The sequence below is a fragment of the Streptomyces sp. NBC_00523 genome (genome assembly GCF_036346615.1).
Classification (GTDB): domain Bacteria; phylum Actinomycetota; class Actinomycetes; order Streptomycetales; family Streptomycetaceae; genus Streptomyces.
Genome location: NZ_CP107836.1, coordinates 5,673,798 through 5,686,178, shown reverse-complemented (window position 1 = coordinate 5,686,178; position 12,381 = coordinate 5,673,798). Strand labels below are relative to the sequence as shown.

The window sequence follows — 12,381 nt, the reverse complement described above, 5'->3', positions numbered from 1 at the left end:
GAGCCCGGGGGGGAGAATGGGCCATACCCTCGTCGCGCGTACGACTCAAGGCGCCCTTCGGTCGCACCCCTGCCGCCGCACCGCCACCGGGCCCCCGCGTACGCGTCGCTCTGGGAGCCGGGTCCCGGCGGGCCATGATCCGGACCGGCCTTCAGGACTCGCTGTCCAGCAGTGCCATCAGGGGCGCCGCGTACCGCGTGCCCGCCACCGCGCCCGCCGGGACGGCCGTGTCGATCGCGGCCATGTCGACCTCGGTCAGGGTGACTTCGGCCGCCGCCAGGGCGTCCGTGACGCGGTGCGGGCGGCGGGCGCCCAGGACGGCGACGATGTCACCGGTGTCGCCGCCGCGCGCGATGACCCAGGCGGTGGCGAGCTGCGCGACGGTGATGCCGTGCGCGTCGGCGAGCGGGCGCAGGCGGTCGGTCAGGGCGAGGTTGGCGGCCAGGTTGTCGGGGTGGAAGCGGGGCAGCCACCCGGCGCGGCGGTCTCCCCCGGCGGGCTGCCGGTAGGTGCCGGTGAGCAGCCCGTGGGCGAGGACGCCGTACGCGGTGACGCCGATGCCCAGCTCGCGGCAGGTGTCCAGGATGCCGCTGGTCTCGGGGCCCCGGCTGAAGAGCGAGTACTCGATCTGCACATCGTGGACGGGGTGCACGGCGTGGGCGCGGCGGATGGTCTCCGCGCCCACCTCGGAGAGCCCGACGTGGCGCACGTGACCGGCCTCGATCATCTCCGCGATGGCGCCGACGGTCTCCTCGACCGGGGTGCCGGGGTCGAGGCGGGAGGGGCGGTAGATGTCGACGTGATCGGTGCCGAGGCGGCGCAGCGAGTAGGCGAGCGCGTTCTTCACGTGGGCGGGCCGGCCCTCGATGCCGACGAAGGCCCCGTCCGGGTCGCGCAGTCCGCCGAACTTGACGCTGAGCACCGCCTCGTCCCGCCTGCCGCCGCGCAGTGCCCGGCCGATGAGGTCCTCGTTGTGGCCCATGCCGTAGAAGTCGGCGGTGTCGATGAAGGTGATCCCGGCGTCGAGCGCGGCGTGGATCGTGGCGACGGCGTTCGCCTGGTCGGCGGGTCCGGTGTGGTCGGACATGCCGGCACAGCCCAGGGCGACCGGGGCGACCTGCGGGCCGCCGTGTCCGAGGGTGCGAGTGCGCATGGGGATCCTTGCGTGGGGAGTGCCGGGGGCGGTGGAAGCCGACCCCTGCTAGCGTTGACATCTCAACACTAGGAACGGATTCGTTGATATGTCAACACCGGGCGGCACGGTCTCGGGCCCCGTGGACCTCTGGTCCGCCTTCAAGCGGGCCCACGAGGTGGTCAGGGCGCGCGTGATCGCCGACACCGCCGACGCGGCGGGCCTGTCCGAGCCCGACCTGACGATCCTGGTCAGCCTGAGCAAGGCGGACGGTCCGCTGCGCCAGAGCGAGCTGGCCGCGTCCCTCGGCTGGGACCGCACCCGCACCTCGCACCAGCTCACCCGCATGAGCAAGCGCGACCTCATCGCCCGCGAACGGTCCGGCGGCGCCACCGTCGTCACCCTCACCGAGGCGGGCCGCCGCACCGTCGCCGCCGTGCACCCCGGTCTGGAGGCGGCCGTACGCCGTCACTTCACCGACAAGCTCACCGCTCAGGAGACCGAGACGCTGGCCGCGCTCCTCCGACGGCTCTGAGCACACGGGGCACGATCGTCGGAAGCAGCCGAACGCCTGGGGGCACCATGCCGTGGACCGAGCACACCGTCGTACGTGAAGGGGTCCGGCTCGTCTGCCGGGACGGCGGCGGATCCGGCCGCCCCGTCGTCCTGCTGCACGGCCTCGCCGGTCACGCGGGCGAGTGGGACGCGCTCGCGGAGCGGCTGGCGCCCCGGCACCGGGTCGTCGCGGTGGACCAGCGCGGGCACGGCGCGAGCGAGCCCCGGCCGGACGACGTCTCCCGCGCGGCGTACGTGGAGGACGTCGTCGCCGTCGTACGGCACCTGGGGCTTGAGCGGCCCGTGCTCGTCGGGCAGTCGCTGGGCGGGCACACGGCGATGCTGACGGCCGCCGCCCATCCGGAGCTGCCGGGCGCCCTGGTGCTGGTGGAGGCGGGGGCCGGTGGGCCGACCCCCGGCCTGGACGAGCACATCGGCCGGTGGCTCGACGCGTGGCCGGTGCCGTTCGCCTCCCGTGAGGCGGCGGCCGCGTTCTTCGGCGGCGGCCCGGCCGGTGCGGGCTGGGCGGCGGGGCTCGTGGAACGCGACGGCGGCTGGGGGCCGCGCTTCGACCGGGACGTGATGACCGGGTCCATCGCGGAGAACGCCCGGCGCTCCTTCCACGAGGAGTGGGACCGGGTCGCGTGTCCCACCCTGCTCGTCCTCGCCCGGAAGAGCTTCATCCCGGCCGAGGAGGTGGACGAGATGCTGCGCCGACGCCCGGACACACACGCGGTGAGCGTCCCCGGCACGGGCCACGACCTGCACCTGGAACGGCCGGACGCGCTGTACGGGGCGCTCTCGGCATTCCTGGACGGGCTCGCCCCAGGGGCCGGGTCCGCCGTTTCCGGCCCTGGTTACGATCTCCCGGTGCCTCGGTTCCCCGACGAAGAAGGCAACGATGAGTGACCGCCCCGACGCCCCCAAGAGCTGCTGCACCCCGTCCCGGGACGGGGTCGCCGCGGCCGATCCGGTCCTGAGCATCGGGCCGGTCGCGCCGCGTGCGCCGGAGGTGGCGTACGCGGACCGGGTCGAGCTGCCCGGGGGTACGTTCCGGATGGGCAGCGAGGACCGTGATGTGAACGCGGGCGATGCCGAGGGGCCGGTGCGTGAGGTGAGCGTCGCGGGCTTCGCGATCGACGCGTACGCCGTGACGAATGACCGGTTCGCCGCGTTCGTGGCGGCCACCGGCTACCGCACCGAGGCGGAGGAGTTCGGCTGGAGCTACGTGTTCGCGAAGTTCCTGCCGGGCTCGTTGCGCAAGATTTCGCCCCGCCCGCAGCAGACGCCTTGGTGGTGCGGGGTGAGCGGCGCCCGCTGGGACGTCCCGGAGGGGCCGGGCAGCGGCATAGGCGACCGGGGCGACCACCCGGTCGTCCACGTCACCTGGCGCGACGCGCTCGCCTACTGCCAGTGGGCCGGTGGCCGGCTGCCGACGGAGGCCGAGTGGGAGTACGCCGCCCGGGGCGGGCTCGACCAGGCCCGCTACCCGTGGGGCGACGAGCTCACCCCGGACGGCGAGCACCGCTGCAACATCTGGCAGGGCTCCTTCCCCACCCGCAACACGGAGGAGGACGGCTACGCGGGCACGGCGCCCGTCCACACCTACGCGCCCAACGGCTTCGGGCTGTACAACACGGCCGGGAACGTGTGGGAGTGGTCCGCCGACCCCTGGCAGCCCGGCACCGACGACCGTCGCACGATGCGCGGCGGCTCGTACCTGTGCCACGACTCGTACTGCAACCGCTACCGGGTCGCGGCCCGCACGTCGAACACGGTGGACAGCTCCGCGGGCAACATCGGCTTCCGGGTGGTGTGGTGACGTACGCCGAGGGCCCCCGGGACGAGGTGCGTCCCGGGGGCCCGTTCGAGGCGGTTCAGGTCAGGAGAGCTTGTACGACGTGACCTGGTGGATGCCGTTGTCGGCGACGTAGTAGCCGCCGCCGAACTCACCGGCCGCGCGGTCCCGGCCGGCGTCGTCGCTGTTCAGCGACAGCACCTCGTCCACGCCGTCGCCGTCGAGGTCACCCGCGAAGTAGTTGCGGGCGCCGTTGAGGGCGCCGATGTTGCCGACGCCGTTGGCCCAGGAGTCCTCGGAGTCGATGGCGCTCGGGTCGAAGAGGTACAGACTCGACTCCGAGCCGGCGACGAGCAGTGAGCGTCCGCCGGGGCCGGTCAGGAAGCCGACGTTGTACGTCTGCGGGGAGAACAGCTGCGTCTTGTCGTCCCCGTTTGCTCGGAAGCGGCGGATCGACGCCGTGCCGGCCTGGTACAGCGCCCCGTCCTTGGCGAAGAAGCCGTTGTGCGTCCACAGACCGCCCGAGACCAGGGAGTGCAGCACCTCGCCGGTGCGGCCGTCGCGGATCTCGAAGTAGTTCTGCGGGCTCAGCATGTCTGTGCCGTCGATCTTGATGGGCCCGTTGACCACCCACAGGTAGACCACCGCGTGGCCACCCGCGTACGGGATCTCCTTGGAGGCGAAGACACCCTGGTTGGGGTCGAGTCCGCGGATACCGCCGACCGCGGAGTCGGGCGCCTTCGGAGCTGCCGACCAGCGGGCCTTGCCGTTCTTGGCGTTGAGCGCGACCGCGGTCGTCACCGGCGACGTCTGCTGGTAGGCGTTCAGGGTGGCGTAGGCGGCGTACACTCGGCCGTCGTTGAAGGACGTGTCGCCGAAGCGGACGTCGCCCGCCTCCTTGGGCGCGTTGTACGTCCAGAGGGCGTGGCCGTCACCGTAGTAGGCGCGTACCGCGTCCGTCGGGACGATGATGTCCTGCTCGCCGTCGCCATTGAGGTCGGCCAGTTGCACCGAGCGGACGAACTGGCCCTCGCCTGCCTCGATGGTGGCGAGCGTCTTGCCGGTCTTCCCGTTGAGCACGACCGTCGCGGTGTCGGCCGCGACCACGATCTCGGGCTTGCCGTCGCCGTTGACGTCACCGATCTGGATGTCGTGGACCGATCCGGATACGGTGGCCTGCCACAGCTTCTCGGGCTTCGAGCCGTTCACCAGCGACGGGCCGGAGTAGGCCCACACGCCGTTGGAGGAACCCGCCATCACGACGTCGGTCTTGCCGTCCTTGTTCAGGTCGGCGCCCTTGGCGTAGGCGACGTCGCCCTGGAGCGGCGTGACCTTCTCCGCCTTGCCGTTGCCCAGCTTGAAGGTGCGGATGTTCTGGCCCTGGTCGATCACCCGGACGTGGGAACCCGCGGCGTCGGTGTACAGGTCCTGGAACATCGGGGAGGCCGCGACGCCCTTGGACTGCCACTTGACGGTGCCGTTGCCGGAGAAGACGGTCAGCGACGCGTAGCGCAGGCTGCCCCGGTTCTCCGGGTCGGCCATCTTCCGGTCGTCCTGGGCGGAGGCGACCAGCCTGCCGTCGATCACCCCGAGGCCCCAGGTGCTGGGCCCGTCGTGGCCGTTCTCGGCATCCCGCTTGGTCGTGCTCGACCAGAGGACCTTGTCCGCGTTGTCACCGTTGACAACGCGGATGGTGCTGGCACTGATGACGAGGTTCTCGTCGAAGGAGGACTCCGAGATGGCGTATTCGTCGCCGGCCTTGCCGGCCTTGAGTTCGCCGACCGTCAGCGCGGTGGGCACCACGTTGTCGCGGCCGCTCAGGGTGGCGCGGTGACCGGTCTTCAGGTCGTACGCGGCGACCTCGTAGTGCACCGCGTCGTTGACGTCCGCCTGCTCGACGGCGACGAGGCGCTTGCGGCCGGCGTCGAGGCGCATGATGCGGCTGTACAGCACGCTGTCGGTGCGCCAGGTGACCGAGCCGTCGGTGGTGTCGAGCACGGCTGTGTGGCCGCGCGCCTCGACGCCGGTGCCCTTGGCGAGGTTCCAGGAGACGGCGACCTTGCCCTTGCCGAGGTCCTGGATGTCGCCCCAGTTGGTGTACCGGGCTTCCTTGGTGTCGAAGGACCAGGTCTGCGCCGGAGCGAGCTCCCCGTCGGTGCCCGCCGAGAAGCGGATGCCGGTCAGGGTGGCGGTCGCGTCGGCCGGGACCTTGGCGTCACCGCTCATCCGGGGCGCGTCGGCGACCAGCAGGGTGCCGTTCACGATCTTGACCATGGAGGCGTAGTTGTACAGCTTCGACCAGACCGTGGCGCCGGTCCTGCCGTCGAGGACCGTCACGAAGGTGCCGGTGCTCAGGTCGGAGCCCGGAGACGTGAAGGCCCGCGGGTACGGGGTGGCGCCGACCTTGGCCGAGAACACCAGGTCCGGGACGCCGTCGCCGGTCAGGTCACCGGCGGAGTAGCCGGATTCCGAGTTCGGCGAGAACGGCGAGACCGCGTTGTAGCCCATGAGGATCTGGGGCGGGTACGGCTCGACGCGCCACACCTGGAGCGGCTTGACCTGCCAGTCCGCGTAGAACGAGCTGCTGGTGCGGGCCCAGGTCTCGCTGCCGTCGGCCGCGTGGAGCTGGACGTTGCCCATGGCGTTGACGGAGTAGTAGTCGCCCTTCTTGCCGGCCGGCACCGTGGCGCCCAGACCGCGCACGCCTTCGAGCGTGGACTTCGCGGTCATGGTGACCGGGGTGGTCGGGTCGGTGGCGGTGGCGGCGTCCGTCTTCGCGGTGGCGTCCGACTTCGCGGCGGCCTTCGCCTCCGAGTCGGCCTTGTCCTGCGTGCCGGTGGTGTCCTCGGCCTTCACGTACGGGTCGAGGGTGACGTTCGCGGCGAGCTTCTTCGCTTCGGCGCTGGTCAGCTTCATCGGCGCGTCGCTGCCGCTGTCGGCGGCGAGGGCCTGCGGGGCGGCGGTCAGGCAGAGGCCCGCCGCGACGAGGCCGGCGGCGAGCTGAAGCGCACGCCGGGAGTGCTGGGCTCTCATTACTTCGCTCCCTGCGTGAAGCTGACGGCGGTGCCGTCTGCGATCACGGACTGGTTGAAGGAGTACTGGAAGGCGTCGGTGCCGGACTGGTCGGCGATGCCGACGGTGGCACCCGCGCCCTGGTCTGCGACGGACTGGTACTGGAGGGTCACGGCGCCGGTGGCCTCGTCGAAGACGGCCTCGAAGGTGGCGCGGCCCGAAGTGCCGTTGGCGTACGCGGCGTTGTTCCACACGATGGCGAACTTGCGGCTGCCCTTGGTGCCGGTGGTGGCGGTCTGCACGGAGGACTTCTTGTCGAGCGTCAGGTCGTCCCACAGCGGGGCGACGATGCCCTTCACACCGTTGAACCCGGCCGTCGGCAGGGCGGTGTTGTTGTAGTCACCGACGCGCGAGGACAGGAAGTTGATCAGACCGTCGGTGGTGACCGAGGCGGTGGAGTACGAGACGCCGTAGTGCTTCACCGAGAACGGCAGCGAGACCGTGGCGGAGTCCTCGTCACCGGTCAGGGCGACCTTCTTGGAGCCCGCGATCCACGAGTAGTCGGCCGGGGTGCAGACGTTGCCGGAGTTGTCCGTCCGGTTCGGAACCTGGACGTTCTTCGTCAGGTCGGCGGCGCCGACGGCGGCGGGACCGGAGTAGACGCCGTTGCACAGGACCGGCGCGGTGGGCTTCACGGCGAGGCCGTAAGAGCCCTCTGCGACCTTCTTGAAGGTGTACTTGCCCTTGGCGTTGGTGGTGACGGCGGGCAGCGGCGTGCCGTTCAGCTCGACCGTGGCGCCGGGCAGCGGCTTGCCGGTGACGTCGCGGACGGTGCCGGTGACCTTGTGCGAGGCGACCGGGGCCAGCGCGATGTCCTGGGTGAACGCCTGGCTCTCGGCCAGGGTGACGTCGGCGGCCGAAGCACTCGCGTAGCCGTAGCCGCTGAACGCGAAGGAGTACGTGCCCGCGGCCAGCGGCAGACGGTAGGTGCCGTCCGGGCCGGTGGTGACCGTACGGACCGCGCCGGCCGCGTCGGTGGACTTCACCGTGATGTTCGGGAGGGCCTTGCCCGTCGCCTTGTCGGTGGCCTTGCCGCTGACGACGGCCGCGGTGTGCGGGGCCTTCTCGACGGAGGCGAGGATGTCGAGCTTGCCGTTGCCCCACACGTAGTTCATGCCGGCGGTGCCGCCGCAGTGGGTGTCGTCGACGTCACGCGCGCCCTCGTTGAGGAGGTTGCGGGTCTCCTCGATGTTGCCGATCAGCGAGGGGGCCGCCGACCACAGCAGCGCGACCGCGCCCGCGACGTGCGGGGTCGCCATCGACGTGCCGTTGATGGTGTTGTAGTCGTTGCCCGGCCAGGTGGACGGGATCTGGACGCCCGGGGCCGAGATGTTCGGCTTCTCGCTGCCGTCGGTCAGCGAGGGGCCGAAGCCGGAGAAGCTGGCGATCTTGCCGTTGGCGTCGTAGGCGCCGACGCCGTAGGAATCGGCCTGCGAGCCCGGCGGGTGGGTGGTCGAGCAGGTCACGCCGTCACCGTCGTTGCCGGCCGCGAACGCCTCGAAGATGCCCGCGGCGTCCCAGGCCGCCAGGATGTCCTGGTAGAACGCGTGGCTGACGTCCTCGTTGCCCCAGGAGTTGTTGACGATGTTGGGGGCCAGGTCAGGGCGCGGGTTCTGGCCGTTGTGGTCGGTCGGCGCGAGGATCCACTGACCGGCGGCGAGCAGCTCGTCGTCGTAGCAGATGTCGGCCGCGCAGCCCTTGGCGGCGATCCACTTCGCGTTCGGTGCGACGCCGAGACCGTTCTTGGCGACCATGGTGCCCATCGTGTGGGTGCCGTGGCCGTTGTTGTCGCACGGCGCGGCCGTGGTGCACGTCCCGCTCGCGTCGTAGAAGTTGTAGTCGTGCGTGAAGGTGCCGTCGCCGTTGTTGCCGCGGTAGTTGGCGACGAGGTCGGGGTGGTCGAACTGGACGCCCGAGTCGACGTTGGCGACGACGATGCCCTCGCCGCGGTCCTGGTACTGATCCCAGACCTGGTCGGCCTTGATGTCCGCGACGCCCCACGCCGGGGCGTCGGTGCCGTCGGCGGCCGAGTCGGTGTGCAGCGCGGCAGCGCGCGAGGCGGTGACCTGCTTGTCGGAGGTCTCGATGTCGTCCAGCTTGAACGATTGCCGCTTGATGACCGACGCCACGTCCGAGCGCTTGGCCAGCTCGTCGACGAGGTCCTGGTCGCCGGTGACCTTGACCGCGTTGGCGATCCAGAAGTCCTGGTGGCCGACCTTCTTCTTGTCGAGGAAGGCGTTGAGCGACTTCTGGCTGGACTTGGCGTGCGCGCGGAGTTCGCTGTACGCGGCGGTGGCCTTCTTCGCGTGCGTCTTCTGCTTCTTGGCGCCGGACAGGTCGGCCCGGTCCTTCAGGACCACGAAGAAGGTGGCGTCCTTGCCGTTGCGCACCGCGCTCGTGAGCGCGGAGTCGACCTTCGCCGAGGCGGCGGCAGAGGGTGCCGGCGAGTCCGCCGCGAGGGCGGGCAGCGGGGTGGTGAGCAGGGCAGCCGCGGCGAGCGAGGCCACCGTCCACACGGCGTGTCTGCGCCTGGACGGTTGGAGCAGGGGCATCGAGCACTCCTCCGAGTGACGGTACATACGGGGTGCGCGCAACCTAGGAACCCGCCGTTACTCGGCCATTACACGGCTGGTCACCGCCACTTCAGCCGTTGGCGGGGAACGCCTGCTTCCCCGAGAGGGCGGCGGGGCCGCGTCTGGTGCTGGCCTCGGACGCCGGGCAGTCGGACAGCCGGACAGCCCGGAGCCGTCCGCCGCCCTCGAACAGCTCATCGCCGCGCCGGCCGCGGAGGGGCTGGACGCGGGACGGCTGCGGGCCGCGGCGAGTGACGTCCCCCGGAAGCTGGTCCTGCGTTGAGGATGACGTAACCGCGCTTACGCCTGCGGCACGGCGGGATCGTGCCCGCACCACCAGAACCGACGCCCCCAGGAGCAGCACCCGATGGACGCGACCATGTCAGACGCCCCGATCCCCCTCACCGAGGCGTTTCTGGACGCCCTGCGCGGGAAGCTGGGCGATCGTGTCGACGCCGCGGCGACGACCCGGGCGGTCTACTCGACCGACGCGTCGAACTACCGGATCGTTCCGGGGGCGGTGCTCATGCCCCGGTCGAAGCAGGACGTGATCACCGCGGTCGGCATCGCGCGGGAACACCGGGTCCCGGTCACCGTCAGGGGCGGCGGTACCTCGTGCGCCGGGAACGCGGTGGGGCCGGGCCTGGTGATCGACTTCTCGCGCTCGATGAACCGCGTGCTGTCGGTCGACCCCGCTTCCTCGACGGCCGTGGTCGAGCCGGGCGCGGTCCTGAGCGACCTTCAGAAGGAGGCCCTGCCGCACGGCTTGCGGTTCGGCCCCGACCCCTCGACGGCCAACCGCTGCACGGTCGGCGGGATGATCGGCAACAACGCGTGCGGCCCGCACGGCCTCTCGTACGGGCGTACGGCCGACAACGTGGTGTCGATGACCTGGCTGACGGGAAGCGGCGAGGTGATCACGGCAGGCTCGGGGCCTGACGCGCTGAACGCGGTGCCGGGGCTCGACGCGTTCGTCACGGAGCATCTGCCCGTGCTGCGGACCGACTTCGGGCGCTTCGGGCGGCAGATCTCCGGCTACTCGCTGGAACACCTGCTGCCGGAGAACGGGCGCAACCTCGCGGCCGCGCTGACCGGCACGGAGGGCAGCTGCGGCGTCCTCCTCGAAGCGACGGTCCGGCTCGTCCCGCAGGCACCCGCTCCGGCGCTCGCCGTCCTCGGTTACGCGGACATGGCGACGGCCGCCGACGACGTGCCGCACCTGCTGCCGTTCCGCCCGCTCGCGCTGGAGGGCCTGGACGCGCAGCTCGTGGACGTGGTCCGCCGGGCGCACGGCGACGCGGCCGTCCCCACCCTGCCCGAGGGCGGCGGCTGGCTGATCGCGGAGGTCGGCGGGGCGACCTCGGCGGAGGCGGTCGAGGCGGCGCGGGCGCTCGTCGCGGCCTCGCACGCCGCCGACGGTGTCGTCCTGCCGGCGGGCCCCGAGGCGACCCGGCTCTGGCAGATCCGCGCCGACGGCGCCGGTCTGGCCGGCCGCACCGCCGAGGGCAAGCAGGCGTGGCCGGGCTGGGAGGACTCCGCCGTGCCGCCGGAACGGCTCGGGGACTATCTGCGCGGGCTCCAGGCGCTGATGGCCGAGAAGGGCCTGTCCGGCCTGGCCTACGGCCACTTCGGCGACGGGTGCGTCCATGCCCGTATCGACTTCCCGCTCGACGCCGGGGGCGCGCCGATGCGCGACTTCCTGGAACGCGCCGCCGCCCTGGCCGCCGAGCACGGCGGATCGCTGTCCGGCGAGCACGGCGACGGCCGCGCCCGCTCCGAGCTGCTGCCGACGATGTACGGCCCCGAGGCGCTGCGCGCGATGGAGGCGTTCAAGGCCCTGCTGGACCCGGACGACGTCATGAACCCCGGTGTCGTGGTCCGCCCCGCACCCCTGGACGCGGACCTCCGGAGGCCCGGGGCGCGGAGGCTGCGGGCGAACGACGGTTTCGCCTTCGCACACGACGGCGGGGACGTCACGGACGCCGTGCACCGGTGCGTCGGGGTGGGCAAGTGCCGGGCGGACCTGCGCGGCCAGGGCGGCTTCATGTGCCCCTCGTACACGGCCACCCGCGACGAGAAGGACTCGACGCGGGGCCGGGCGCGGGCGCTCCAGGAGATGCTGAACGGCGGCTTCGTCTCGGAGGGGTGGAGCTCCCCGGAGGTCCATGAGGCGCTGGACCTGTGCCTGAGCTGCAAGGCGTGCGCCAACGACTGCCCGACCGGAATCGACATGGCCACCTTCAAGTCGGAGGCCCTGCACCAGACGTACAAGGGCCGCCGCCGCCCGCTGAGCCACTACACCCTGGGACGGCTCCCTCAGTGGCTGCGCCTGCTCGCGCCGGTGGCCCCGCTGGTCAACCTGGCCGGACGGGTGCCGGCGCTGCGGCGGACGATGATGACCCTGATGGGCGCGGACTACCGCCGCTCGCTGCCGCCGCTCCCGGCGAGGCCGTTCCGGTGGAGCGGGGCCGCCGCTTCGAGGGCGGACGGCCCGAAGGTGCTGCTCTGGGTCGACTCCTTCTCGGACGCGCTCGCCCCGGACATCCCGCGCGACGCCGTGGAGGTGCTGACGGCGGCCGGCTGCGACGTGGAGATCGCCGCCCCGGGTGCCTGCTGCGGGCTGACCCTGATCTCCACGGGCCAGCTGACCGCCGCCAAGGCGAAGCTCCGCGCCACGGTGGACCTGCTCCTCCCCCACGTCCGGGCCGGCCGGACGGTGATCGGCATCGAGCCGAGCTGCACGGCGACGCTCCGTTCGGACCTGGTGGAGCTCCTGCCGGACGAGCCCGGGGCGGCGGAACTCGCGGGCGCGGTCCGCACGGTGGCGGAATTCCTCACCTCGATCGACTGGACGCCCCCGAAGGCAGCGGAACACCTCCTGGTCCAGCCCCACTGCCACCACTACGCGGTCATGGGCTACGAGGCGGACCGCTCGCTGCTCCGGTCCATGGGCTGCGACGTCGAAGTCTCCGCGGGCTGCTGCGGCCTGGCCGGAAACTTCGGCATGGAGAAAGGCCACTACGAGGTCTCCGAAAAGATCGCCCAGGACGGCATCCTCGCCCGGGCGACCGCCGCCCCGGACCGCCGCATCCTCGCGGACGGCTACTCCTGCCGCACACAGGTCCAGGACCTGGCGGGCTTGGAGAGCCGCCATCTGGTGCAGGTGATCGCGGAGGCGTTGCGGGGTGACCGCCGGGACTGAGCGCCCGGCCTGGCCCATGGAATCCCGCCAGTCATCGCCCTTCACCTCA

At 71.9% G+C, this 12,381-nt stretch carries 7 protein-coding genes; 4 read left to right on the top strand and 3 right to left on the bottom strand.

Annotated features, from left to right (window positions below; all coding sequences use genetic code 11):
* Positions 1–151: 151 nt before the first annotated feature.
* Complete coding sequence (locus OHS17_RS25840; RefSeq protein ID WP_330314057.1) at positions 152–1,153, bottom strand: aldo/keto reductase; 1,002 nt, start codon at positions 1,151–1,153, stop codon at positions 152–154.
* Positions 1,154–1,241: 88 nt separating this feature from the next.
* Here OHS17_RS25840 and OHS17_RS25835 point away from each other — a divergent pair, with 88 nt between their 5' ends.
* The 3 genes from OHS17_RS25835 to OHS17_RS25825 are packed head-to-tail and all read left to right on the top strand — an operon-like array spanning position 1,242 to position 3,509.
* A complete protein-coding gene (locus OHS17_RS25835; RefSeq protein ID WP_330314056.1) occupies positions 1,242–1,667 on the top strand; it encodes a MarR family winged helix-turn-helix transcriptional regulator in 426 nt (141 codons plus the stop codon).
* A 47-nt stretch (positions 1,668–1,714) separates the two neighbouring features.
* A complete protein-coding gene (locus OHS17_RS25830) occupies positions 1,715–2,596 on the top strand; it encodes an alpha/beta fold hydrolase (protein ID WP_330314055.1) in 882 nt (293 codons plus the stop codon).
* The gene (locus OHS17_RS25825) at positions 2,589–3,509 is read left to right on the top strand and encodes a formylglycine-generating enzyme family protein (RefSeq protein WP_330314054.1); all 921 of its coding nucleotides are present in this window, start codon (positions 2,589–2,591) and stop codon (positions 3,507–3,509) included. The genes OHS17_RS25830 and OHS17_RS25825 overlap by 8 nt, the downstream gene beginning before the upstream one ends.
* A 60-nt stretch (positions 3,510–3,569) precedes the next feature.
* Here the strand turns inward: OHS17_RS25825 and OHS17_RS25820 are convergent, their stop codons facing one another.
* Both OHS17_RS25820 and OHS17_RS25815 read right to left on the bottom strand, forming a co-directional pair.
* Positions 3,570–6,518, bottom strand: coding sequence for a VCBS repeat-containing protein (locus OHS17_RS25820; protein WP_330314053.1), 2,949 nt, complete (start codon positions 6,516–6,518; stop codon positions 3,570–3,572).
* Positions 6,518–9,109: a S8 family serine peptidase gene (locus OHS17_RS25815; protein WP_330314052.1), complete on the bottom strand. Its 2,592-nt coding sequence runs from the start codon at positions 9,107–9,109 to the stop codon at positions 6,518–6,520. The genes OHS17_RS25820 and OHS17_RS25815 overlap by 1 nt, the downstream gene beginning before the upstream one ends.
* A 388-nt stretch (positions 9,110–9,497) precedes the next feature.
* Here OHS17_RS25815 and OHS17_RS25810 point away from each other — a divergent pair, with 388 nt between their 5' ends.
* Positions 9,498–12,332 carry an FAD-binding and (Fe-S)-binding domain-containing protein gene (locus OHS17_RS25810; RefSeq protein WP_443066147.1) on the top strand — a complete coding sequence of 945 codons (2,835 nt, stop codon included), beginning with the start codon at positions 9,498–9,500 and terminating at the stop codon, positions 12,330–12,332.
* Positions 12,333–12,381 lie beyond the last annotated feature (49 nt).

Coding starts and splice junctions, on each gene's coding strand:
- OHS17_RS25835 (WP_330314056.1), top strand. CDS start 1,242: ATGTCAACACCGGGCGGCACGGTCTCGGGCCCCGTGGACCTCTGGTCC.
- OHS17_RS25825 (WP_330314054.1), top strand. CDS start 2,589: ATGAGTGACCGCCCCGACGCCCCCAAGAGCTGCTGCACCCCGTCCCGG.
- OHS17_RS25815 (WP_330314052.1), bottom strand. CDS start 9,109: ATGCCCCTGCTCCAACCGTCCAGGCGCAGACACGCCGTGTGGACGGTG.
- OHS17_RS25840 (WP_330314057.1), bottom strand. CDS start 1,153: ATGCGCACTCGCACCCTCGGACACGGCGGCCCGCAGGTCGCCCCGGTC.
- OHS17_RS25810 (WP_443066147.1), top strand. CDS start 9,498: ATGGACGCGACCATGTCAGACGCCCCGATCCCCCTCACCGAGGCGTTT.
- OHS17_RS25820 (WP_330314053.1), bottom strand. CDS start 6,518: ATGAGAGCCCAGCACTCCCGGCGTGCGCTTCAGCTCGCCGCCGGCCTC.
- OHS17_RS25830 (WP_330314055.1), top strand. CDS start 1,715: ATGCCGTGGACCGAGCACACCGTCGTACGTGAAGGGGTCCGGCTCGTC.